The organism is Kiritimatiellia bacterium (assembly GCA_025054615.1).
Classification (GTDB): Bacteria; Verrucomicrobiota; Kiritimatiellia; order CAIVKH01; family CAIVKH01; genus JANWZO01.
In genome coordinates, this window is sequence record JANWZO010000011.1 from 1 (window position 1) to 20,622 (window position 20,622).

Sequence of the window (20,622 nt, forward strand, 5' to 3'; positions counted from 1 at the left end):
GGGACCCGAAAGAGAAACCAGCCTGCAAAAACCCAGCCCAGCGTCAGCGCGCGGCCGGCCAACCTTGGGAAACGACGTTCCAGCACAAGCCCCAGCCCGTGCCATCCGCCCCACAGCACGAAGTGCCAGGCGGCGCCGTGCCAGAGTCCGCCGAGCAGCATGGTCGTCATCAGGTTCCGAAGCGTTCTCGCGGCGGACCCGCGGCTGCCGCCGAGCGGAATGTAGAGGTAGTCGCGAAGCCATGTGGAAAGACTAATGTGCCAGCGCCTCCAAAACTCGCGCAGGGTCGCTGCGGTGTAGGGTCGGTCAAAATTGACCGTCAGTTCGAAGCCGAGCGCGCGAGCCAGCCCGCGGGCGATATCCGAATAGCCTGAAAAATCCGCGTAAATCTGGAATCCAAACGCGATCGTAGCGGCGGCCGTCAATGCAAGCGGCGCGCGCTCGAGCGCGAAGGCGGCATCCACGAAGGGCGCCAGCGAATCGGCGATCACCGTTTTTTTGAATAGGCCCCACACGATCAGGTCGGCGCCTCGCAGCAGCGTATCGGCGCGGATGGTCCGCACGGTGAGAAACTGGGGCAGCAGCGAGCGCGCGCGCTCGATGGGTCCGGCGACCAGTTGCGGGAAGAAGGCGACGTAGGCCGCGAACGCCAGCAGGTCGCGCGTCGGCTCGATGCGCCCCGCGTACACATCGAGCGTGTAGCTCAGGGTCTGAAACGTGTAGAACGATATGCCGACCGGCAGGATCACATCGAGGGTGAATGGCGCGGCGGGCAGGCCGATCGCTTCAAGCAGCGCGGCGGCGTTGTCGCGGAAGAAATTCCAGTACTTGAAGAAGCCCAACACGCCCAGATTGCCCACCAGACTGGCCCACAGCCACGCCCGTCGCGCCCGCGGCGATTTCGCACGGCCGATGCCCAGTCCCGCCATGTAATCCAATGCGGTCGAAAAAACGATCAGTCCGAGAAACCGCCAATCCCAGCCGGCATAAAAGACGTAGCTGCCCGCGAGCACGATTGCGTTCCGAAGCCGAATCGAGCGCCGCCCGATGTAATACGCCGCGCAGAACGCCGCGAAAAAAATCCAGAAGGTTGGGCGGTGAAACAACATCTGCCACGTGTATGATAGATTTGTGAATGCTACCAGTGCGCCCGGGCCGGGCAAGATCGGCGATGCTTCCCGGTCGCAAATCTGCGCGAATGGAAGCCCCCGTGGCTTCACGCTGATTGAACTGCTTGTGGTGGTGGCGATCCTGGCCGTGCTTGCCGCCCTGCTCCAGCCGGCGGTGCGGAACGGACTCAATCGCGGGCGCGCGGCGGGCTGTCTGAACAACATCCGGCAAAGCATGTCCGGGCTTCAGCGTTCCGCGTTCGACCGGGACCTGATCTACCTGTTCGGCTATGCCGACGGGCGCGACCGTTCCTGGGCTTCCGAGATCGTGAACGGCTATCTCAACGGCGCGACCAATGTCGTGCTGTGTCCGTACTACGCCCCCCGCCGTTTTGATCCCTCGTTCCGCTGGCTGACGACCTTCGGCATCCGCGAGGATCCGCCGGCGTCGTATGTCCGGCCTGGCCCGGACAACACCTTCTGGCTGCGCCCGGACGCGGTGGAGCGGCCCTCCGATTTCCTGATCCTCGCCGACACCACCAGCCGGGGGCGCAACGGGATTCGCGCGCGCCAGTACAAGGGGTTTAATGTTGCCGTGCCTGGAGAGGTACATGCGCGGCACGGCGGCGCCGCGAACGGCGGTTTTCTCGACGGGCACGCGGAGACGATGCCGCGCCCGCGAATCGAGGCGCTGGGGATTGAGGCGCTGTATGACGAGGACCAGACGCCGGGCTATTTTTAGCGTATTGCTTGCGCTGGTGGCGTGCGTCGGCTGCGGTCGGTCGCCTGAGCGGCGGGACCTCGAAGGTCGTGAGGCGGCCGCAGCTCATTTGGCCCGCGCGCTTCCACCCGAATTGTCGCGCGGACCGCTCCTTGTGATCGCCAATCCATTCACCCAGAAGCCCGGCGCGCCGCCCGATGTGCACCGTTACCACGAGAGCGTGCTCCGCGGACTGTCCGAAGGGCTGGGTCGGGAGATCCGCAGCGCTGAGATTGTGTTCCCCGCGCTGAAGGAGGGCGCGTGGGAGCGCCCCGAGTCGTTTCTATCCGGCCGTTCGCTTCGAACGCCGCTCTCGTCGTTGATGCGGCCGGATGCCTTCGACCGGCTCGCCGCGGAACAACCCGACGCGAAGGTGTTCATCAGTATTGTCGGGGTTCCCGAAGGCATTGAGCGGACCGCCTTTTGGACGAACGCGCGTGCGCCGGCGCTTGCGCTGTACCTGCCGGACTTTCGCGCCGTGCCGGACGCGCGAGCCTGGCGCGCAGCCTTCGAGCGCGGACGGATCGTCGCCGCCGTGGTGGAGCAGGCCGGCTACCCGTCCGGGCGTGTCATCCGAAGCGCTGCTGACCTTCCGTTTCCTGCAACCCCCTGACCCGTCACCGGCTCCGGCCCGCGTCCGGTGAACCGAGCCGGGGCTGGACCCGATCGGCGCGCGGCGTTTTTCCATGCTATGGAAATTTTTCAAAAATTTTTTCCATGCCATGGAAAAAGTTCGAAAAATTTGTCCATGCCATGGAAAATTTGTCGAATCGGCGACGCGCGTTGGGCGGCGGTCCGTCTGCAGAAACGGCGCGGCAAACCGTTTATCGGCTGGCGGGTTCCTGGGGCTGGTAGGATTCCGGCAGTGGGCAGGAGCAGACGAGGTGCCGGTCACCGTACGGATTATCCACGCGGGAGACGGAGGGCCAGAATTTGCGTTGGCGGAGGCTCGGCAGCGGATAGGCCGCCTGCTCGCGGGTATAGGCATGAGGCCAATGGTCGGCCGAGACCGCGGCGGCGGTGTGGGGAGCGTTTTTGAGAGGGTTGTCGGCGCGGTCCAGGGCGCCATCGATGACGGCTTGGATTTCGTTGCGAATGGAGATCATCGCATCGCAGAAGCGGTCGAGCTCGGATTTCGGTTCGCTCTCGGTGGGTTCGACCATGAGGGTGCCGGGCACCGGCCAGGAGACGGTGGGGGCGTGAAAGCCGTAGTCCATGAGCCGCTTGGCGACGTCGGTTTCGTCGATGCCGCTGCGCTCCTTGAGCGGGCGGATGTCGAAGATGAGTTCATGGGCGACGCGGCCGCGGCTGCCGACATAATGCACGTCGTAAAACGGCTCGAGGCGGGCTTTGATGTAGTTGGCATTGAGAATGGCCATTCGGGAGGCTTCGGTCATACCGGATCCTCCGAGGAGGCGGATGTAGCCGTACGAGATGAGCAGGATGCTGGCGCTGCCCCAGGGCGCGGCGGAGACGGCGGGGATGCCGCGCGGGCCGCCGACGTCGGCGAAGGGGTGGCGCGGAAGGAACGGCGCGAGGTGTTCGGCGACGGCGATGGGGCCCATGCCGGGACCGCCGCCGCCGTGCGGGATGGCGAAGGTCTTGTGCAGGTTCATGTGGCAGACATCTGCGCCGACAAGTGCAGGCGAGGTGAGGCCGACCATGGCGTTGAGGTTGGCGCCGTCGAGATAGACCTGGCCGCCGTGCCGGTGGATGAGGTCGCAAATCTCCCGGACGTTGTCGTCGAACACGCCGTAGGTGGAGGGATAGGTGATCATCAGCGCGGCGAGCCGGTCGGCATATCGGGCCGCCTTCTCGGAGAGGTCGGCGAAGTCGATATGACCGGACTTGTCGCAGGCGACCACGACGACCTCCATGCCCGCCATCGCGGCGGAAGCGGGGTTGGTGCCGTGAGCGGAGGCGGGGATGAGGACGACGTTGCGGTTGCCCTGCCCGCGGGCGCGGTGGTAGGCGCGGATCACGAGCAGACCGGCGTATTCGCCCTGAGATCCGGCGTTGGGTTGGAGAGAGACGGCGGGGAAGCCGGTGATTTCGCAGAGTGCGGCCTCGAGTTCGCGGAAGATCTGGGCGTAGCCCTTCGCCTGGTCCGCGGGCGCGAAGGGATGCAGGGCAGCGAATTCGGGCCAGGTGATCGGCAGCATTTCCGCGGCGGCGTTGAGCTTCATCGTGCAGGAGCCGAGCGGGATCATCGACTGGTCGAGGCCGAGGTCTTTCTGCTCGAGTGATTTGATGTAGCGCATGATCGCGGTTTCCGACCGGTGGACGTGGAACACCGGATGCGTCAGGAATTCACTCGAGCGGATGAGGTCATCGTGGAATTCGAGATCGTCGCCCGGGTCGAGCGCCTCGAGTGAGGGGGGCGTTTTGCCTGCGGCTTCCGCCAGTACGCGGACGATGTCTGCCAGGTCTCGCGCGGTGGTCGTTTCGTCGAGCGCGAGCCGGATGCCGCGGGGACGGCGGCCGAAGTTCATGCGCTGTTGTTTTGCGAGGGCGTGGATGCGCTCGGGATCGACGCCGGCTGGAGCGGCGAGCGAGAGGGTGTCGAAAAAATACGGGTTTTGGAGGACGTAGCCGAGCTGTTCGGCCGCGCGGCGAAGTATTCGGGCCTGGCGGTGGACCCGCTGGGCGATGGCGCGGAGTCCGTCGGGCCCGTGATAGACGGCATAGAAGCCGGCGATGTTGGCCAAAAGCGCCTGAGCGGTGCAGATATTGGATTTGGCCTTCTCGCGGCGAATGTGCTGTTCGCGGGTCTGGAGCGCCATGCGATAGGCGGGCCGGCCGTCGGCATCGACGGACACGCCGATGATGCGGCCGGGCATTTCGCGGACGAACTCGCGGCGCGCGGCGAAAAACGCCGCGTGGGGCCCGCCGTAGCCCATCGGCACGCCAAAGCGCTGGGCGCTGCCAAACGCGATGTCTGCGCCGAGTTCGCCGGGCGGCGTCAGCAGCGTGAGGGCGAGCAGATCGGTTGCCACAGCGACCAGCGCGCCGGCCTCGTGTGCGCGTTGAATGAAGGAGCGGAGGTCGCTGACGAGGCCGTCGGCGTCAGGGGATTGGACGATGGCGCCGAAGACAGGTTCGGAGAAGTCAAACTCGCGGAAGGAGCCGATGAGGAGACGGATTCCCAGCGGCTCAGCGCGTCCGCGAAGGACCTCAATCGTTTGGGGAAAGAGCGTGTCGGAGACGAAGAGCGCGTCGGGCGCGGCCTCCCGCCCGCGGCGGTCCTGCAGGCGGCGCATCATGGCCATCGCCTCGGCGGCGGCCGTTGCTTCATCCAGAAGCGACGCATTGGCGATCTCGAGGCCCGTGAGGTCTGCGACCATCGTCTGGAAATTGATCAGCGCCTCGAGCCGGCCCTGCGAAATTTCGGCCTGATAGGGCGTATACGGCGTGTACCAGCTCGGGTTCTCAAGGACGCAGCGCTGGATGACCGGAGGCGTCACGGTGCCGTAATAACCGAGGCCGATGTACGAGCGGAAAATCTGGTTTTGGGCGGCAATTTCGCGAAGGCGGGCGAGGTAGGCGGCTTCGGATTCGCCTTCCGGCAGGTCGAGCGGACGTGTACGGCGGATCGCGGCCGGAATGGTTTCATCGAGCAACTGGTCGACGGACGCCACCCCGATGGTGGCAAGCATGTCCGAAAGGTCGGCCGGCTGAGGGCCGATGTGGCGGCGAACAAAAGGCAGTTCCGACATGATGTATTCCTAGTCGAGTTGGACTATATCGCAAGAATGTACGCTTACAAGTCGGCGGGGTTCACGCCCTGTGTTCGGTTCCTAGGGTGGATCCGTCTATGGACTGGAAAATTTCCGAGCGGTTGCGCATGATTTCGCATTGCGATTAGCACGGGTGCCCGCGGGCTGGTGACGGAGCCGGTCAGGTGGCGGGCGAGCAGCAGCGCAACACGAAGGAGCGTGAGATGATGAGACGAGCTGGGTTGAGTACATGGGTGGCCTCCTTGTTGGCGGCCGGGTCGTGGGCGCAGGAACCTTATCCGTTTTGTCAGATCCTGGACGGCACGGAACTGCCTGCGTGGCAGGCGGCTATTGATTACACGGCGAGCGCCCGCGTGCAGGCGGATGTGGGAGACGATATTTCGATATGGCGCTTTCTCGGCGGGGGCGGTCTCTACTATTGGCGGACTCAGGCCGGAGATGTGGACCTGTCCGGATTATATGACCTTTGGGCATGGGAGGGCGATGGCGGCATTGACCTGCCGGACCTCACAGCGGCTTTGCGGTTGAAGGCTGATTACACCTATCGCACGTGGGCGGGCAGCGCGGTGCGCGTCGGGTTCAAGCCGGGGTTTTACACCACGCTCGAAGACGTGTCGTTCGAGTCCTTGTATTTCCCCTTTGAGGTGCTCGGTATTCAGACCTTCAACCCGCAAATCTCGGGCGTGATCGGCGTGGCGATCTATCCGGGGTTTGACCGCGTTTTCGATCCTCGATTTGGCGTTCGGGTGGCACCGGTTCCAGAGGTGCGCGTCGACCTTATGTATCCCGAGTCGCGCGTGGTTTACCGGCCGGCGGAATGGGAAGTGTTCGGCGGTGTTCGGCATGAGGCGGTGAACGAGTTTCGGCTGGAGGACGGTGACCCGCGGGAACTGATCGGGTTTCGCGAGACGCGCGCGTATGTGGGCGGAGCGTGGCCGGCGACCGAGGTTCTGCGGATTCAGGTTGATGTCGGCCTCGCCTTCAACCGTGAGGTAGACTTTGAGAGCGAGGCGCCCGCGCGCGACGTCGAGGACGCCTGGTTCGTGCGAATCGGCGTTGGAGGGGCGCTGTAGAGGGCGGCAGTAAGGGGGGGTGGCGCTGTGAGGCTCGCGGTCCTATCCGATATTCATCTGGTCGGACCGGCGGAGCTTGCGCTCGCCGAGGACGGATACGGTCGGATAAGGCGGCATCCGGACCCCATCGAGCGGTTCTGGCGACAAGGGCTCTACCATGTGCGTCGGCGCTTTTGGAATGGGCATCTGCGTTGGCGCCACACGGCCTTTCTGCGCGCGATGGACGAGGTCGCCGCGCGACAGCCCGACTGGGTGATTGTGAACGGCGATTATGGGGGCGACCTCGGTGGCGTCGGCTTGAGCCATCGCGCGACCTTGGATAGCGCGCGGTTGGTTGTGGAGCAGTTGCGGCACCGGTTCCCCGGAAAATGCCGATTTGTGTTCGGCGACCACGACATTGGAAAATACAGCACGACGTTACGGGAGGGGGGCATTCGACTGGCCAGCTTGGAGGCGGGCGAGCGGGACCTGCGAATTCCGTCGTTCTGGCACGACAAGGCGCCCGGTGGCTTTCACCTGATCGGCATCAACTCCTCGCTGCTGACTCTTGATTTCTTCTTGCCGGAGGCGCTCGAGGAAGAGGTACCCGAATGGCACAGGCGGCGGGCCGAGCACCTGCGCGAGGTGGCCGAAAGCTTTGAATCTCTTCCGAGAGAGGCGAGGGTGATCTTGTTTTGCCACGATCCGAGCGCGCTGGCAGTGCTCGCCGGATTGCCGGTGATCCAGCGGCGGCTGACCCAGATTGAGATGACGGTGGTCGGGCATTTACACAGTCCGACGCTGTTGCGGGTTGCCCGTTATGCGGCGCGTTTGAGCGGGCTTCGGCCGAGGTATCCGGTGGCGCGAATCGTCGCCAAAGGCCTGGAGGGGGCACGCTCGTGGGCGCAATTCAAGCCGGTGGTCTGCCCTTCCACGTTCGGGACCGGCCACCACGTGGCCGGTGGGCTGCTATGGATTGAGCCGAATGATGAGGGGCGCCTTGTCGCCCAGCGCGTGCGCGTGCACCGGCGCCATTATTCGAGACACAAGGCGTCGAAGGGGAGAGCGTGACTCGGCTTTTGGGTTGGACGAGGATCATGTCTGCAGTACATTGATTTTGGCGATTGCCGGATCAATTTCGGAGAGGAGAGCGTATGGTTGCGCCAAAGCAACGTAAGACGGAGCGCACGGTCACGTTTGAGGTAAAGACTGTCCACCCGCTTCCGGTCGGTCAGCAGGTGTTTATTGCGGGAGATTCCAAAGTGCTCGGAAACTGGCGGCCCGATGGTCTGCCGCTGACGCGGATGGGCGAAAATCTCTGGTCAGGCTATGCGATTCTGCCGGTTGGCGACACCGTGGAATACAAGATCACGCTGGGCGACTGGGAGAACGAAGCCCTCGATGAGAACGGAGCGGTCCCGGGCAACCATGTCCTGAAACCGGGCGGCGACATCACCGTGCGGCACGTGGTGACGGCCTGGAAGTCCGGTCGATCCTGATCGGCGCAGCGGCCACGTGACACGTTTCTCGGCGCGAGGTGGAGTTTGAACGCGCCGATCCGGTTGAATTTGCGCTGGCTCGCGTGCCGGCGGGGGCGCGGCTCAAGAGGCCCGCGGAGTATGGCCGGAGGGAAAATTGCCCGCTGCGGCCAGCCGCAGGAGGCGATCGAGGATTTCGTTGGCTACTGCTTCTGGCGTTTTGCCGTCCGTGTCGATCTGAATCGGAATGGCGTCGTACAAGGGCCTGCGTTTTAGAAGAAGTTCCCGGATTCGGCCCAATTTGTCGTCGGTTTGCAGAAGCGGTCGGGAGGTGTCTTGGCCGACGCGTTGGAGGATCATCTCCGGCGAGGCGCGAAGGGCGACCACCCAACCGCCGGCAGCGAAATCCCGGATGTTGTCGGGGTTGAGGACGATGCCGCCGCCGGGTGCGATAACGAGATTGCGGCGGCCGGCGAGTTCACGCGTGAGGCAGCGTTCCAGCGCGCGGAAATACGGCTCGCCGGACTCCGCGAAGATTCGCGGGATGGAGCGGCGTTCCCGCTCCTCGATGACCGCGTCCATGTCGACGAATTCCCGCCCGAGTCTGGCGGCCAGGGCCCGGCCGGTGCTGGTCTTGCCGGTCCCCATAAAACCGACGAGGACAATGTTCGCGTCTCCCAATAGGTGATAAGAATTGGCCATATCCATCAGCGGCCCCTGGGAACAGTGGCGTCGGCAGGCCGGGCTGCGACCGGTCGGGGCGCGAGCGGGGATCCTTCCGGCGGCATTGGCGGCATTTCCTCTTTGAGAAGCGATTTCGGGATCGCGTCTTCATCCTGCAAGACGCCTTTGTACCAGATCTGCACGCGGACGCCCTCATAGCTCCGCCGTTGACCCGTTTCAGTCTCCTCCTCATCGCGGAAGTTTTTGGGAACGATATAGGTGGCCGTCACGGATTTTTGTTCGCCGGCGCCCCAGGCGGATTCGATGCGCAGCGGCGTTTCAGGCACACGCGCGCGCGTGGGGGTCACGCTATCCGTGCCGACGATGCGGTCGAAGAAGACGACCCACACGCGGAGATCGTCGACGTCGATACGCCCCTCGCCGAGGCGCGGGCGCATCACAATTCGCGCGAGGCGCATTTCGTCGAATTCCTTGGTGCCGGGGAACCGTTCGCGTTCGATGGCCAGAATGCGGATGCGGCGTGGCAGCGCGGGCTGCGCGGGTTCGGGCGTTGCGCGGCGGCGCATGGATTGGACGATCTCCTCCCGGGCGAGCCGTTGGCGTTCGGCGGCCGCCTGGGTGTACAGTGGGGTGCCGGCCGCGAGGACCATCAGTCGCGCCCAGACGTCGCCCGCCTCCTTGAGTAAGCCGCGCTGCTCGTAGAGGCGCGCGCGTTCGACCAGGGCGGGGATATTGTCCGGAGCAAGGATGAGGAGACGCTCCAGCGCCTGGTCGGCGGCGAGCCAGTTGCCCTTTTGCGCTTCGAGTCGGGCGAGCTGGAGAAGTTCCCGCATGCGCGCCGCCAACGGGTCTTCGGCGGCAGGCCGCTCGGGGATCGCGATCTGCGGCACGGCCGGGGTGGCGGGCGGTTGGGCAGTTTCTGTCCGCACTTCGGGCTCGCGAGCACGCGGTTCTGCGGTTTGCGCGGACTCCCGCGTTGCCCGCTCGGGTTGTTCGCGGCTTGCTGGCGGGGTCGGGTGAGCGGCGGGGGCGGCAACTGCGGCGGTTTGAAGCTGAGTTGAAATTGCAGAGAGTTCTTCGCGAAGGCCGCTGATCACTTGCTTGATTTCCTCGACTTCACGCTTGATCGGATCCGGAACGGCTGGCGGGGGCTCAGCCGATTGCCTTTCGACCGTTGCCGGGGGCTGTGTGGCCGCTTGCGGCTCACGGCCCTGCGCCCCGGCGGGAGATTCGGTTTGAATGGCCGGCGCTGACGGCGTGGCGGCCTCGGAGGGTTTTGACGGCGCGGCGGCCTGTTGCGCCGGTCGATGGCGCATCGGGAGTACGAAGATGAAGTACGCCTCGAGCGCGAGGATCACAAGCACAGATGCAATAGCGAGCCGCTGCAGGCGGCTTGGTCTTCGCTTCGGTGTATTGAAGTGGATTTCAACAGGTTGGAATTCGATTAGTGTACTGCCGATTTCGATGCGGTCCCCCGCTCGCAATTTGACCTCGCCCTGGACAATCTGGCCATTTACCGTGGGCGGGTTGAGCGAGCCCAGGTCGCGCAACCACACGCCATCGGCGCGTTGTTCTAGGATGGCGTGCCGGCGGGAAACAGCTTCATCGTCAGCTAGATCGATCTGGCAGGAGGGATCGCGTCCGATCAGTAAATCGCCCTGTTGGACCGAAATTCGGCGGCCCCGGTAGCGGCCGTTATGGAACACCAAACGGTACATGGGCTGAAGATACCCAGCATATAAACGCTCGCCCGGCGCCTCAACGCCAAGTTACAAGCTGTGAAACTGAGACGACGCGTCGGCGGGGTTGCTACAGCGCGGCGTTGTCGCGGCGGGGGGATGGTTTCAGGGTCGTTTCGGCTAGATCACTAAAGGGCTTGAATTGCCGGTGCTCGACATTAGCATGCAATTCGGAGTAGGAGAGACACATGACTGCAACCTCATCCAAGCCAACCCCATCCAATCCTGCGCCTGGAGCGGCGATACGATTTCAGACGCGACCGCCGATGAAATCGGCGCCTGCAAAATCGAAAGGGTTGACGATCGCGGTTGCGGTGGTCAGCGGAGTGGCGGTTCTGGGCCTCGGGGCAGCCGGATTTTTCCTGGCGAGGTCGGCCTCTCTCGGCTCGGAGAATGAGGTTCACCGGTCGGCGGCGGTGGACCTTGCAAAGGCGCTGAATGTTTCGGTCGACACGAATGAGATTCTATCGGGCCAGTCATGGGAGAAGGTGACCGCGGCTCTGACAGCGCTTCGCAACGAGGCCGAACGGCTACGCGCGCGAGTGAAGGAGCTCGAGCCGGAGGTGGACGAGGCGGCGCGTTTGAGGGCCACGCTCCAGACGGCCGAGTCGAATGCAAGGCAGGCGGCGATCCAGGTGGCGGACCTGAAGAAGCAGTTGGACGACGCGCAGGCGGCCTCGCAGAAAAAAATTCAGGAGTTGGAGAAAGAGCTTGGAGAAACGAAAAAGGCGCTGGATCGAACTCGGGCGCGCATCGCGGAATTGGAAGCTGCCGCCCCAGTTGCCGTTCCCCAAACCGGCGGCGAGCCCGTATCGGAGGACACGGTGGCTGTTCAAGAGCCTGCGCCGGAACCGGTGGCTGCGCCCGCTGCGAAGGACGCGTTGAGCTTCACATTCCCGCCCAACCGACGGGAGCTCCTCCAGTCGGCGGCCTACCTCGAGGCGAGCAAAACGCTGATCGTCACGCTTGTGGACGGCGTCGAAATTCGGTATTCGAACGTGCCGAAGGTTGCCTATGATAGTCTGATTGCGTCTCCGGTGTTTGAAACATTCTATCGCATCCACATTCTCGGCCGGTATCCGGCCTCGATCGACGACAAAGCCGCTGTCCGCGAGCTCGGCCGCCCTTAAATCGCGCGTTGCTCCATGGCCGCGCGGGTCATCGCCGTCGCCAATCAGAAAGGCGGGGTTGGGAAGACCACCACCACGGTGAATCTCTCCGCCGGTCTAGCCGAGCGCGGTCGCCGCGTTTTGATTCTGGATTTTGACCCCCAGGCCAACGCGACCAGCGGTCTCGGTCTGGAAAAGCGGCCCGGGCGGAGCCTGTACCCTGTGTTGCTGGGGCGGGCGCCCTTGGAGTCTCAAATTGTCGAGACCTCGGTCCCGCGCCTCGCAATCGTGCCTTCAGAGGTGAATCTGGCCGGCGCGGAGGTCGACATCCCGCAAATGGACCGGTATCTGCACAAGTTGCAGGACGCGCTACGCCCGGTATCCGAGAGCACGCGGTTCGATTACGTATTCATCGATTGCCCGCCGTCACTCGGCATCCTGACGATGAATGCACTGACCGCCGCAGATTCCATTTTATTGCCCATTCAGTGCGAATATTACGCGCTGGAAGGCTTGAGTGTGATGATTCGATTGGTCGATCAGATTCGGGATGGCGGGGCGAATCCGCGTTTGGAAATCGAGGGCATCCTTCTCACGATGTATGACCAGCGGACGAATCTGGCGAACCAGGTGGTGCAACAGGTCGTCGAGCATTTTCCATCCCTGGTGTATGAGACACTGATTCCCCGAAGCGTCCGAGTGAGCGAGGCGCCGAGCCACGGCAAGCCGGTGTTGTTCTACGATCGAAATTGCACGGGGACTCTCGCCTATCGGCAACTGGCGAGGGAATTTTTAGCGCGCGATCAGGCCCGACATCGAGGGGCTGGCGCAGACAGGGCCCCGGCCATCCCAGATACGGAGCCGACTCCGCCGGCTGAGTAGCGCAACTTTCTTTTCACAGTTCGCCGGCGATGCCCAGAACCACCAGGATTCGGTCCAGATCGTCCGGTGAATAAAAATCGATTTCGATAGTGCCCTTCGCTTTTCGGCCGTTTGCGAAGGTGCGGCATGGCGTGAGGCGCACCGCCGTTCCGAGTTTCTGATGCAGTTGGTCGGTCACATATTGGAGGTGGCTCTCCGGAATGTCCGACGAGCGGGACCTTGCGCGGCGAACTCCGCGTTTCAGGCGGTTTACGGCCCGTTCGAGTTGTCGAACCGACCAGTCCCCCTCGACACATTTCTGTGCGAGCGCCTCCTGGTCGCGCGGCTGCTCCAAGCCGAGAAGAGCCTTGGCGTGGCCCGGCGACAATTTTCGCTCGGCGATAAGCTGGCGCACGAATACAGGCAGGTCGAGCAGGCGCAGGGCGTTAGCCACGGTGGATCGCGCCCTGCCGACACGGGCGGCAATCTGGTCCTGCGTAAGGTTGAATTTTTCAGCCAGCGCGCGATAACCCTCCGCCTCTTCCAGAAGCGTCAGGTCGGAGCGTTGTAGGTTTTCGATGAGTGCGATCTCCAGCGCCGATTGGTCGGTGGCGTCAAGAATAATGGCTGGCACATCCGATGCCCCCGCCAGTTGCGCGGCACGGAACCGCCGCTCCCCCGCGATGAGTTCAAACGTCTCTGGGCCTGTCCGGCGCAAAAGCAACGGTTGCAGGACGCCGTGTTCCCGGATCGATTGGGCCAACTCTTCAAGAGAGGCCTCGTCAAAAGATCGGCGCGGTTGCCAGGGCCCCGGGCGGATCGCTGAAAGCTTTACGCGGGTGGGGCCCGGGCGTTGGTTGAGTTCGGCGGGGATATCATTCATTTCCGAACGAGGCGCCTGAGTGTCCCGAATCAGCGCCCCGAGACCGCGGCCAAGCCCGCCTGATTTAGCCGGCATGTCGATACCTCTCCTTCGTCGTTTACGATCGCTTACCTCGCGTGTATATGATGAAATAAATTGGGTCAAGAACGAGGGCGGAGGTTGAAATTCGTTTCTGGCATGAAAAATTGGAAAAATTTTTCTCGTTGACCATTTGGGATAAACGGGTGTAATTATACATGAAGAATTTATTGAAATATTGTCCCCTCAGGAGGTGGATTCATGAAAAAATTCATAGTGGCGATGCTGTTAGCAGGGCTATCCATCTGCAGTTTTGTCGGGGTGGTTCGAGCCCAGAGCGATGTCGGCGGTGAAGGACAGGCTCAACTTGTGACTGAGGGCGAACTGGCGCAGTGGCTGGTGCGCGTACTTGGCCTCTCTCGGTTTCTTCCGGCGGCGCCCACGGATCTGGAGTGCTTCCAAATCCTGATGCAAAATGGCATTATGCCCAAAGATGGTTGGCAATCCAATCGCCCCGTGACGATGGGCAATCTGGCACGCGTACTCGTGCTTGCCCTCGGCAAGCAGGGCGACATCGAAAATCCTGACGACGATGAGTCTTGGATTAGTTTTCTGAAGAGCGCCGGGATCGATTTCGGGACAATCGGCGAGGCCATGGAGAATCTGGAGCCCCTGCCCCAGCCGGTGGCTGCGGAAGCAGTCGTGACCGCTACTGACCCTCTCTCGAAGCTAGCCCGAATCAATCCGCCGGACGATCAGCAGGGGGGCGCAGACTTCGGCACACTTGGACGCGTTTCCTCCCCGATTTCGGAACGCGTACTGCGTGAGGTTGATCTGCCCGTCATTGAGGAGAGGATCTCCCGTCCAGATGCGCCGCCGCGCCGTCCGCCGATGACGCCGAACGCCCCATGATGGCTTGCTCGACCACGAAAAAAAGTGTTTGGCATAAACCCACTGAAAAAAATTGATGGTGGAGGCATCCCTATGAAATGGATCAAGTCCGTGATCGCCGGTTCGCTGACGGCGGCAATCCTGTGCGACTTTGCGGCTGCACTTACGGAAACGGCTCAAAACATACAGTTGAAAAACCGCCTGCGCGTGGGCTGGGACAATAATGTGTATGAGGAGGAGCGCGAAGAGGATCGTGACGAAAGCTTCAAACTGATTGAAGAAATTGAGTTGTTACTGAACTTTGATTTTGAGCAGTCATTTTTCGGTCTCCGCTATCGACCCTCCTTTGTTTGGTGGACTGATCGCGAGCCAGATGACACCGATTTCCATCATGAACTCGATCTCGTCCTCGCGCACAATTTCACGCCCCGCCTATCGCTCAATGCCAAAAATACCATGCGCCTAGCTGAAATTCCTGAGTTGATCGACCGGGGTTCGGTGGTGCGCGAAAATGATGATTACACGTATAATTTGACCGATGCGGTGATCGGATACCGCATTACAGAAGCAACACGCGTCGAGCTGGGTGGGCGTTACACGATCCTCCGCTATGATGAGAATGAGGAACGAGCTAAAACCGACGACTACGACATCACCGCTGTCGGTGTCACTCTTCGGCACCAGTGGTTGCAGGACACGGCAGTCTCCGCAGATCTCCGACTGGAAAATACCGAATACATCGATACGGAAGAGCGCAGCTCCGAGAGTGTTTTTTACGGGGTGGGATTGGAGCAGATTTTCTCTCCAAACTTAGTTGGGTCGGTCCGGGGCGGCATTCAGGACAAGTCCTTTGACTCCGCGCAAATCAGTGATGAACAAAATCCTTTCGGAGACCTCTCGCTGACGTACCTTCCTTCGCCGAAAACGCGAATTACATTGGGTGCAGGTTATTCGATGTTTGAACCGGATGTCTTTCCTTTCGCAAGCCAAGACCGCCTGCTAAGCTATCTTACGATTGGTCACGACATCTCCGCCCGCTTGCAGCTGTTCCTTGCCACAAGCTTGCAGTTGAGCGATTACAGCCAGGACCAGACGCTGGATGATCCTCGGTATCGGAAGATGGACGGCGAGGAGACCGTCTGGCAGGCCAGCGGGCGCGTGAGCTACATGATTAACCGGAAGAACTACCTCGAACTGGGCGTCCAGTACCTCGATTTCAGCACTGACCTGCGTGATGAATTCGATCGTACGCGCGTCGAGGTGGGTTGGAGAACGCAGCTCTAAACAGCTCGGCGGCTTTTTGAAACCGGGTCCGCTCCGCATCGCGGACGGACCCGGTTCGCGTTTAGGGACAGAGATGGAGGCGTAATTGGAAATGGCTACGGATCCTCAGAGCGAATCAAGGCTCCATTTCTTGGACTATTGGCGGGTGATCAAATCCCGCAAGGAAATCATTCTGGCCGTTGTCCTTCTCGTCGTGCTGACGGGCATCTTCTACACCCTCACGATGCCCAAAATTTACAGAGCCAACGCGCGCATCTCCGTGCGCGAGGACATGTTGGACGTGCCGGTCTTTGAACGCCAGTTCGGCACTCCCTACAATCCTTTTTTCCTCAAAACCCAGTACGAAATCATCCAGTCGCGCCCCATCCTTTATCAGGTGATTCAAAACCTCGATCTGCAGCGGAAATGGGCCGCTAAATTTGGGGCCGAGGGCGGGATGCTGCGACGCGAGGATGCGTATGCCATCCTGTCAAAGATGGTCCGCGTCACGCAGTTTCGTGACACGAGCCTGATCGATATTCAGGTTTACAGTGAGGACCGCGAGGAGGCGGCCCGCATCGCGAATGAGATCGCCAACGTCTATAGGGAGCAGCGTTTGTCGGTCAAGCGGCGTGAGGTCAAACGGGGGGTCGAGGCGTTGGAGAACGAACTGCAGAAGCAGCAGGAGCGAGTCGATGCTGCCGAGGCGGAACTCGAGCGGATTCGACGCGAGGGCGGCGTTGCGCTCATTCAACGCGGCATGCGCGTTGACAAAGTCCGGCTCCAGCAACTCGAGGCTGATCGGATTGCCGCACGGGTGGACATGCTCGTTCGGGAGGCGAGAAAAAACCAGCTCGAAGCGCTGGACGGCGATGAGCTTCTGAACGCCTCGGCCTACATTGTGAACGATCCGACGCTTCTGTCGCTTCGGCGCCAAATCGCGGATACGGAAGTCCAGCTCAAGCTTCTACTCGAAAACCTCGGCACCCAGCACCCGGAGGTTCGCCGTGTCCAAGCCGCCCTCGATGAGCTCCGCAACAAGCTCAATGCGGCTTTGGATGGATTGAAGAAAGGCATCCGGGCCGACTACGAGGTCGCACGCGCCAAGTATCTCGCATTGGAGGCAGAGTTGGAGGCAGTCCGGAAAGCGGATATCGAAGCCGAGGGGGAACAATATTTGCCATTTGAGCGCGCTCAGCGAAATGTGGAGATTCAGCGCGAGATCCTGACCGCTCTGCGCGCGCGAATTGCTCAGCAGGGCATCGAACTTGAGGTGCCCCGCACGCCGGTGGAGGTCGTGGAACCGGCCGAACCTCCGCCTGAAAATCGATTCGTCAGTCCGCGATATGCACTAAATATCGCACTGAGTGGCGTCATCGGGTTGCTCGTCGGTATCGGCCTCGCATTCTTCATCGAATATCTGGACACTTCTGTGAAGACTGTCGAGGACGTCGAACGGCATCTAGGACTGCCGGTCATAGGCATCATCCCCCAGAAGGTCCGCTCCCTGATGGAAGAGGGGCCGGACAGTCCCCACGCAGAGGCGTATCGTGTCCTGCGAACCAATATTCAGTTCGCACGAAAGATCGAAGGGCCGGTGGGCTCCATCGCCGTGGTCAGTGGCGGCGCGGGAGAGGGCAAGTCGACGACGCTCTTCAACCTCGCCTATGTGTGCGCACAGTTGGGCGACAAAGTGATCATTGTGGACTCCGACCTGCGGCGGCCAGTCTTACACACGTTTTTGGGGCTTTCCAACCGTTTTGGGCTCACGAACGTGTTGCTAAAAGAGGCGTCAGTGGAGGAAGCGATCAAGGCGACGTCCCTGCCGAATCTTCATTTTCTGCCGAGTGGGAAGCTGCCGCGCTCTTCGTTGGGGCTTCTCGACTCGCAGCGCATGCGGGATCTTGTGCGTACGCTAAAGGCCCGATATGACGTCGTTTTGTTTGATTCACCCCCGATTGTGGGCGTGAGCGATGCGTCCATTCTGGCCAGCGAGGTCGATGGCGTTCTGTTCATCGTTCAGTACCGCAAATACCCGCGGGATATTTCGGCACGGGCACGGCGCATGCTGGAAAATGTCGGGGCGAACGTGTTGGGCGTGGTCTTGAACAACATTAATATTTTGCGCGATGACAACTACTACTACTATCACTCCTACTATTCGCAGTATTATGAGCGTTCACCCGAAGCCACTCCAGCCGAAGAGTTTGCTGCCAGCGGCACGGGCAACAAAGACAAAATCTGATCACATGGCCACCCTCTTGCGCATCGCTGCGGCGCTTGGCGCGGCTGTTGCCATCGTATGGGCGTCCGCGGGATGTGCGCGGTTGCGCGGAAACCGGGCCGTGGAGACGGCGGAGAACGTCGTCGCGCCGCAGGAGATCCAACCGGCTGCAACTGAAGAAACAGGGCCGCCTCAGGCGGTCCACAGTCCTGAATCGGAACCGCGCGTCGAGTCTACGCCCCCTTCACCCTCCTCCGAAGAGCGGCCCGTAACAGCGGTCGCTTATCGAATTCGCCCCAACGATCCATTGGTGATCTATCTCCGCGGCATCATGCCCCGCGATGAGGAGATTCAACTGATTGTTAACGAACGTGGAGGAATTGCCCTGCCCTTCATTGGCGAGATCATCGCGGCGGGCAAGACGGCATCCGAACTCGAGCGCGAAATCCAAAAAACCTATATTGAGCGGGATATCTATCGGATGGTGACCGTCAATGTGATTGTCCCTTCCCAAAGCTTTTTCGTTCAGGGCGAGGTGCGAGTTCCGCAGCGATATCCAATGGTGACGGGCATGACGCTGATGCAGGCCATCGCGGCTGCCGGCGGCTATACGGAGTATGCCGACAAGCGCCGCGTGACATTGACCCGAGGCGGCGTTGTCCGATCCTATAATATGCGCGAGATCGAGCGCGATCCGCGGCTCGATGTCGTCATAGAGCCTGGCGATGTCATCCGGGTACCTCGCAGCATCTTCTGAGCCGGAAGCCGGGCCGTCCCCCAAACGTCGAAGAAGGAGTCCTCTCCCACGGAGCCGCTCCATTTACGAGTGGGCCGCCTTGGCGCTGGTTGGCCTGTGTCCGATCGCGGGGATCTGGCTCTATGGCGCAATCCCGTTATGGGCCTATGGCCCGATGATGGCGCTTGCGTTTGTTGGCTGTGCTCTGTACTGGGCACGGCCTTTGTTTTTCGACAGAGCCGAACCCGCTCAATGTCCACCCGCCTTCGGGGGACTTGCCCTTTTCCTCGCCTACGGAGCTCTGCTGATTCTCCGCTCCGAGGCCCGTTATGAAGCCTTTCTCGAGATGTTAAAACTAGCCTGCCACGTTTTCGCGTTTCAATTCTGGTTTGGCCTCGCTCGCGAGCAGGGGCGCTGGCGGATCCTGTTGGCCCTGCTTCTTCTTAGCGGGACGCTCATGGCCTGGTATGCCATCGTTCAACATGCCAACGGATCGCGAATGGTGCTTCTCGTCGAGCGGCCGGCCCAGTATGAAATGCGCGCCAGCGGCGCCTTCATCTGCCCCAATCATTTCGCCAATTTTCTGGCCATGCTCGTCCCCACCTCGATCGCGCTGATGACGGCGCGGGGGGCGGGCGCGGCGCTCCGCATTCTTGCCGTCTACAGCGCCGTGGTCCTCCTGCCGCCGATCTACCTCTCGGCCTCCCGAAGCGCGTGGATCGGGCTCGGCGCAGGGATCACGGTCACGCTCGCGTTGTTGGGGCTGCGCAAGAGCCGGAGCCGCGCCATCGTGTTATTGCTCGTCACGCCGCTTGCGCTGGCGGCTGTCGGGGTTGCAGTGTGGGCGTTTTCTCCGCTGGTTCAGGAACGGGTGGCGGATGCTCTACGAGGGAACGTTCGTCTGAACCTCTGGCGCGACACGTGGACGATGATCCGGGACAACCCGTGGTTCGGGTGGGGACCGGGCCAGTATCGCTGGATTTATCCCCAATATTGGCACTTTCTCAAAATGCACATCGATCCTGAACACGCCCACAACGACTATCTCCAGCTCGTCGCCGAGTTCGGGGCCGTTGGTGCCGTTTTACTGCTGAGCGCCCTCGCTTGGGCGCTGATCCGCCTTGTGGCCGTGATCCAAAACAGCGACTCCGAACGGGGCGCCGCTCTTATTGCCGGTTTCGCTGGAGCATGTGCTGCCAGCGCGGCGCATGCGATGTTCGATTACAATTTCCATCTTTTCGGCAACGTCCAGGTTCTGGCCGCGTTGGGCGGCGTTACGTGCGCCACGCTGGTCGGTGGTGGCCACCTGAGGCCCCGCCCATGCATCGGGTCGGGGAAGATTTCGGCCTTGGCAGCGGCTGTTGTCATGCTTGCCTTTGCAGTGCTGTCGGCCCGGGCTTCAGCGGCGGAAATCTTTACGGCTCGCGGGGATAGAAATCGCCAAAAGGCGCGGTTCGAGTCAGCGGTAGCTGCGTACCGAGCGGCTCTGCGGGTGGAGCCGAGGAAAGGGGCTGCCCATCGCGGCATCGGCCTGGTCCGAATCGCCCAGGCGCGTTGGAATCTCGATGCCGAAAGCAGGACCCGTCAACTGGACGAAGCGATCGAACGATTTGAGCGCGCACTCAAGCTGAATCCGCGCGATCTGGATGCCCAATTCGGGCTTGTCCGAGTTGCCCAAATGCGCGAGCGGGCAGACGAGGCGCTCGCGCGCCTCCGTGATTTGGTCAGACAGGCCCCTTATCATAGCGGCTACTGGTTCGAGCTGGGGCTCCACCTGCGGTCCATGCGCGATTATGCCGGAGCGCTCCAAGCTTTTGAAACCGCCCGCTCCTTGGAGCCTTCCGAACGCATCGACCTCAACATTCAGGCGGTTCGGCGACGCCTCGCCGAGTCCCAAAAGTCGCCCTGACGTCCCCTGTTCGTTTACGCGCGAGCTGCGGGTTTCCGATTCAGCTCAGAAATTCGGCGATGCCGACATTGGGAATATCTTGGCATCCATCAACGTAATCGTCGGGACGCGCTTTCTCGCGGTATGCCACGGCTGATATCCTCGAACTCGTCCTCGGTTAGCCGCGGGC

Annotated in this window: 17 protein-coding genes; 12 read left to right on the forward strand and 5 right to left on the reverse strand. The window is 61.8% G+C overall.

Annotation, left to right across the window (positions count from 1 at the left end; genetic code table 11):
- Nucleotides 1–1,109, reverse strand: a 1,109-nt coding sequence (locus NZ740_06390; GenBank protein MCS6771639.1) for an MBOAT family protein, incomplete at its 3' end; no start/stop codon positions are given.
- Nucleotides 1,110–1,131: 22 nt separating this feature from the next.
- Between NZ740_06390 and NZ740_06395 the strand changes: the two genes are divergently transcribed.
- Both NZ740_06395 and NZ740_06400 read left to right on the forward strand, forming a co-directional pair.
- Nucleotides 1,132–1,851: a prepilin-type N-terminal cleavage/methylation domain-containing protein gene (locus NZ740_06395; GenBank protein ID MCS6771640.1), complete on the forward strand. Its 720-nt coding sequence runs from the start codon at nucleotides 1,132–1,134 to the stop codon at nucleotides 1,849–1,851.
- Nucleotides 1,820–2,482 (forward strand): hypothetical protein, encoded by a 663-nt coding sequence (locus tag NZ740_06400; GenBank protein MCS6771641.1) that lies wholly within the window; start codon nucleotides 1,820–1,822, stop codon nucleotides 2,480–2,482. The genes NZ740_06395 and NZ740_06400 overlap by 32 nt, the downstream gene beginning before the upstream one ends.
- Before the next feature lie 211 nt (nucleotides 2,483–2,693).
- On the opposite strand, the gene gcvP is transcribed toward NZ740_06400, so the two are convergent.
- Nucleotides 2,694–5,585, reverse strand: coding sequence for an aminomethyl-transferring glycine dehydrogenase (gene gcvP / locus NZ740_06405; protein MCS6771642.1), 2,892 nt, complete (start codon nucleotides 5,583–5,585; stop codon nucleotides 2,694–2,696).
- 224 nt (nucleotides 5,586–5,809) lie between these two features.
- Here gcvP and NZ740_06410 point away from each other — a divergent pair, with 224 nt between their 5' ends.
- From NZ740_06410 to NZ740_06420, 3 genes are all read left to right on the forward strand, one after another.
- The gene (locus NZ740_06410) at nucleotides 5,810–6,679 is read left to right on the forward strand and encodes a hypothetical protein (protein MCS6771643.1); all 870 of its coding nucleotides are present in this window, start codon (nucleotides 5,810–5,812) and stop codon (nucleotides 6,677–6,679) included.
- 27 nt (nucleotides 6,680–6,706) lie between these two features.
- A complete protein-coding gene (locus tag NZ740_06415) occupies nucleotides 6,707–7,729 on the forward strand; it encodes a metallophosphoesterase (protein MCS6771644.1) in 1,023 nt (340 codons plus the stop codon).
- A gap of 83 nt (nucleotides 7,730–7,812) precedes the next feature.
- Nucleotides 7,813–8,157, forward strand: a complete 345-nt coding sequence (locus NZ740_06420) for a CBM20 domain-containing protein (GenBank protein ID MCS6771645.1) — start codon at nucleotides 7,813–7,815, stop codon at nucleotides 8,155–8,157.
- Between the two features lie 102 nt (nucleotides 8,158–8,259).
- Here the strand turns inward: NZ740_06420 and NZ740_06425 are convergent, their stop codons facing one another.
- Complete coding sequence (locus tag NZ740_06425; GenBank protein MCS6771646.1) at nucleotides 8,260–8,844, reverse strand: shikimate kinase; 585 nt, start codon at nucleotides 8,842–8,844, stop codon at nucleotides 8,260–8,262.
- A complete protein-coding gene (locus NZ740_06430) occupies nucleotides 8,844–10,538 on the reverse strand; it encodes an FHA domain-containing protein (protein ID MCS6771647.1) in 1,695 nt (564 codons plus the stop codon). Before NZ740_06430 ends, NZ740_06425 begins: the two co-directional genes overlap by 1 nt.
- A gap of 209 nt (nucleotides 10,539–10,747) precedes the next feature.
- On the opposite strand from NZ740_06430, the gene NZ740_06435 reads away from it, so the two are divergent.
- Both NZ740_06435 and NZ740_06440 read left to right on the forward strand, forming a co-directional pair.
- A complete protein-coding gene (locus NZ740_06435; protein ID MCS6771648.1) occupies nucleotides 10,748–11,689 on the forward strand; it encodes a KTSC domain-containing protein in 942 nt (313 codons plus the stop codon).
- Between the two features lie 15 nt (nucleotides 11,690–11,704).
- Nucleotides 11,705–12,550, forward strand: a complete 846-nt coding sequence (locus tag NZ740_06440) for a ParA family protein (protein MCS6771649.1) — start codon at nucleotides 11,705–11,707, stop codon at nucleotides 12,548–12,550.
- Between the two features lie 13 nt (nucleotides 12,551–12,563).
- Here the strand turns inward: NZ740_06440 and NZ740_06445 are convergent, their stop codons facing one another.
- On the reverse strand, nucleotides 12,564–13,487 hold the full coding sequence (locus tag NZ740_06445; GenBank protein ID MCS6771650.1) for a ParB/RepB/Spo0J family partition protein: 924 nt from the start codon (nucleotides 13,485–13,487) through the stop codon (nucleotides 12,564–12,566).
- A gap of 204 nt (nucleotides 13,488–13,691) precedes the next feature.
- Here NZ740_06445 and NZ740_06450 point away from each other — a divergent pair, with 204 nt between their 5' ends.
- The 5 genes from NZ740_06450 to NZ740_06470 all read left to right on the forward strand — a co-directional run bounded on the left by NZ740_06450 (nucleotide 13,692) and on the right by NZ740_06470 (nucleotide 20,453).
- Nucleotides 13,692–14,342 (forward strand): hypothetical protein, encoded by a 651-nt coding sequence (locus tag NZ740_06450; GenBank protein ID MCS6771651.1) that lies wholly within the window; start codon nucleotides 13,692–13,694, stop codon nucleotides 14,340–14,342.
- A 72-nt stretch (nucleotides 14,343–14,414) separates the two neighbouring features.
- On the forward strand, nucleotides 14,415–15,605 hold the full coding sequence (locus NZ740_06455; GenBank protein ID MCS6771652.1) for an outer membrane beta-barrel protein: 1,191 nt from the start codon (nucleotides 14,415–14,417) through the stop codon (nucleotides 15,603–15,605).
- A 91-nt stretch (nucleotides 15,606–15,696) separates the two neighbouring features.
- Nucleotides 15,697–17,829, forward strand: a complete 2,133-nt coding sequence (locus tag NZ740_06460; GenBank protein MCS6771653.1) for a polysaccharide biosynthesis tyrosine autokinase — start codon at nucleotides 15,697–15,699, stop codon at nucleotides 17,827–17,829.
- 4 nt (nucleotides 17,830–17,833) lie between these two features.
- Complete coding sequence (locus NZ740_06465; GenBank protein ID MCS6771654.1) at nucleotides 17,834–18,565, forward strand: polysaccharide export protein; 732 nt, start codon at nucleotides 17,834–17,836, stop codon at nucleotides 18,563–18,565.
- On the forward strand, nucleotides 18,534–20,453 hold the full coding sequence (locus tag NZ740_06470) for an O-antigen ligase family protein (protein MCS6771655.1): 1,920 nt from the start codon (nucleotides 18,534–18,536) through the stop codon (nucleotides 20,451–20,453). Before NZ740_06465 ends, NZ740_06470 begins: the two co-directional genes overlap by 32 nt.
- The last annotated feature ends 169 nt before the right edge of the window (nucleotides 20,454–20,622 follow it).

Bases quoted from the DNA above. Each gene is read 5' to 3' on its own strand.
- NZ740_06440 (MCS6771649.1), top strand. From the start codon at position 11,705: ATGGCCGCGCGGGTCATCGCCGTCGCCAATCAGAAAGGCGGGGTTGGG.
- NZ740_06400 (MCS6771641.1), top strand. From the start codon at position 1,820: ATGACGAGGACCAGACGCCGGGCTATTTTTAGCGTATTGCTTGCGCTG.
- NZ740_06465 (MCS6771654.1), top strand. From the start codon at position 17,834: ATGGCCACCCTCTTGCGCATCGCTGCGGCGCTTGGCGCGGCTGTTGCC.
- NZ740_06445 (MCS6771650.1), bottom strand. From the start codon at position 13,487: ATGCCGGCTAAATCAGGCGGGCTTGGCCGCGGTCTCGGGGCGCTGATT.
- NZ740_06450 (MCS6771651.1), top strand. From the start codon at position 13,692: ATGAAAAAATTCATAGTGGCGATGCTGTTAGCAGGGCTATCCATCTGC.
- NZ740_06470 (MCS6771655.1), top strand. From the start codon at position 18,534: ATGTCATCCGGGTACCTCGCAGCATCTTCTGAGCCGGAAGCCGGGCCG.
- gcvP (MCS6771642.1), bottom strand. From the start codon at position 5,585: ATGTCGGAACTGCCTTTTGTTCGCCGCCACATCGGCCCTCAGCCGGCC.
- NZ740_06425 (MCS6771646.1), bottom strand. From the start codon at position 8,844: ATGGATATGGCCAATTCTTATCACCTATTGGGAGACGCGAACATTGTC.
- NZ740_06420 (MCS6771645.1), top strand. From the start codon at position 7,813: ATGGTTGCGCCAAAGCAACGTAAGACGGAGCGCACGGTCACGTTTGAG.
- NZ740_06455 (MCS6771652.1), top strand. From the start codon at position 14,415: ATGAAATGGATCAAGTCCGTGATCGCCGGTTCGCTGACGGCGGCAATC.
- NZ740_06430 (MCS6771647.1), bottom strand. From the start codon at position 10,538: ATGTACCGTTTGGTGTTCCATAACGGCCGCTACCGGGGCCGCCGAATT.
- NZ740_06410 (MCS6771643.1), top strand. From the start codon at position 5,810: ATGATGAGACGAGCTGGGTTGAGTACATGGGTGGCCTCCTTGTTGGCG.
- NZ740_06435 (MCS6771648.1), top strand. From the start codon at position 10,748: ATGACTGCAACCTCATCCAAGCCAACCCCATCCAATCCTGCGCCTGGA.
- NZ740_06460 (MCS6771653.1), top strand. From the start codon at position 15,697: ATGGCTACGGATCCTCAGAGCGAATCAAGGCTCCATTTCTTGGACTAT.